We start from the raw sequence: 2,271 nt of genomic DNA, 5'->3' as shown, positions 1-2,271 counted from the left end.
ATTGAGTCTGCAAGTTGCATCTTGATTGATAACCCAGAAGACGACATTACGCTATCTGCGGCGCTTTACTGTGCCAACCGAAACCCTAAGGCACACCTTCTTGTTTACTTTAAAGACGAAGCGCTAAGCGATTTATTGCATAAGCATTGCCCTAACTCAGAATGTATTCCAGCGGTGGGTGCAGAGATGCTAGCAAAGGCTGCGGTAGACCCAGGATCAAGTGCGCTTCATCAAGAGTTATTGAGCTCAACAAGAGGCATGACACAGTATTCAACGTATTTCCCTGAAGACGCCGAGCCTGTCACCGTTGCGCCTATTTTCTCTGTGTTTAAAGAGAAGTATCAAGCAACGCTGATCGCGATTGATACGGGAAGTGGTATTGAACTGAACCCAGAACTAGACCAAGTTGTCAGCAGTGGTACTAAGCTGTTCTATATTGCTGATGAGCGAATTGATGATTTCGATTGGAAAGGCTTCTAAAGCTTCTATTTTCATTTCGTCTATGACCCGTCCTGATATGGGTTGACACTTGATTGACTAAAACGCTCGATGTATTTCATCGGGCGTTTTGTATTTTAGAGCTGTGTGAGGCCTATATTCATTATAGATTTTTACTGATTCGGCGACCATTTTCTTTGCTTCATCTAAATCATTCGGTTTATTCAACAGATACTCCATCTTCAGTATTCCGTTGATCCTCTCTGCCAACGCATTCTGATAACAGTCATAACCATCAGTCATTGAGCAAGATACATCATACTGTCGATGCAACTCTTGGTATTCCACAGAGCAGTATTGAACACCTCGATCTGAGTGATGTACAAGATCACCTGCATTCTTCCGCTCTTTCAACGCGTTTAAAAAGGCCTGCTTGACAGTGCGAGCTTTCATATCATCACCTATGTGATAGCCCACGATTTTTCTTGAGTAAGCGTCCGTCACTAAACTGAGGTAAGTACTACCACACCGCGTCGCTAGATAAGTAATATCGGCAACCCATAATTGCTCAGGTCTTTCCGGTATTAAGCCTTCTTTGATTCGATTTGGATGGCAGTAAAAGCGATGATTACTGTTTGTGGTTCGATGATAAGCCCTTCGATTCTGCACTAATAATCGATGCATTCTCAGCAGAGAGAATAAGCGGTCTCGACCGATTTCAATGTCGTTCTGAGCAAGTAAATACTTGATCTTACGGGTCCCTATACGAGGGTGCATCATCCTTTGCTTCTTCACAAAACCGAGTACTAATTCATCTTTCTTTGTCTGATGAATTTCTGCAACACAGCGCTTGTAGAAAGCTTGTCGTGTAATACCTATGAAGTGACAAGCTTTAGTGACGGTCAACTTTCTGACCGTTTTTTCCTTAATAACTCGGCCTTGCGCTTCTTTGAGATTCGGACACCGAAATCTCGATCCATGACTTTTACAACCGCTTCAAAGAACTCAGCTTTGAGCTGAGTCTCTTCTAATTGCTGCTCGAGTTCTTTGATTCGTTGCTCTGGGGTTTGAGTTGAGGAAGAGTTTGACATAGTCGCTCCTAATGCTCTCGATTGTTCTGTTCCTTTAGACCAATCTAGTTGACCATGTTTGCGAAGCCAAACTAAAACGGTAGAGCGACCTTGGATCCCATAACGTTCTTGAGCTTGCTTATAAGTCATTTCGCCTTTTTCAACTTGGCTTACGACTGCCAATTTAAAGGCAAGAGAATAATCTCGTTGAGTACGTCTACTTGTTGTTTTCATGACACTCTCCAATTCCATGTTGGAAATGTGTCAACCATATTTAGGACGGTACACAACAAACAAAAAGAGCTCCAGTGTAGGGGCTCTTTTCTTTTGTTTTTCGAATAAACCGGTTTTATTTTGCATGGTAAGGAAAGAAAAATCGGTTTTGTCCGGTTTAATAACGAGTAGCTAAATGACTCCCTATTAATATCTCTTAACCGATAAGCGAAAGTATGTTGAAAATTGAACCTATTACCCCTCACATTGGCGCTCGTATTCATGGATTAAATCTTTCGGATTGCAGTGAGTATGAACTTGATGATGTGTACAAGGCGCTTATTACTTATCAAGTCATTTTCTTGGATGAACAAAGCCTCTCGCCTGAACAACACTTAGCGCTTGCCAAGCGTTTCGGAGAGCTCGAACCCGCTCATCCCTTCTTTCCGCGTGTAGAACAAGTCCCGCAAGTCAGTGTGATAGAAACTACTCGAGGTAATGCGCCAATGGAGAGTTATTGGCATACCGACTTAACCTGGCGGGAGCTACG

The 2,271-nt window shown here is 42.8% G+C and carries 2 protein-coding genes and 1 pseudogene; 2 read left to right on the top strand and 1 reads right to left on the bottom strand.

The features are described 5' to 3' along the window. Nucleotides 1-480, top strand: a pseudogene (locus CWO08_RS23745) (two pore domain potassium channel family protein); the annotation flags it as partial. Nucleotides 481-537: 57 nt separating this feature from the next. Here the strand turns inward: CWO08_RS23745 and CWO08_RS23740 are convergent. Further along, nucleotides 538-1,742, bottom strand: a protein-coding gene (locus CWO08_RS23740; RefSeq protein WP_108021222.1) for an IS3 family transposase whose coding sequence is annotated in 2 segments (ribosomal slippage) — nt 538-1,355 and nt 1,355-1,742 — 1,206 coding nt in all. Because the reading frame shifts where the segments join, the coding sequence is not laid out codon by codon here. A gap of 215 nt (nt 1,743-1,957) precedes the next feature. Between CWO08_RS23740 and CWO08_RS23735 the strand changes: the two genes are divergently transcribed. After that, the coding region (locus tag CWO08_RS23735) for a TauD/TfdA family dioxygenase (protein ID WP_181360065.1) at nt 1,958-2,271 on the top strand (314 nt) is incomplete at its 3' end.

Origin of the sequence: Vibrio sp. 10N.286.48.B8 (assembly GCF_003050085.1) — a bacterium.
GTDB lineage: Bacteria > Pseudomonadota > Gammaproteobacteria > Enterobacterales > Vibrionaceae > Vibrio > Vibrio crassostreae.
The sequence above is the reverse complement of the archived record's forward strand: the minus strand, read 5'-3'. Positions and strand labels throughout refer to the sequence as shown.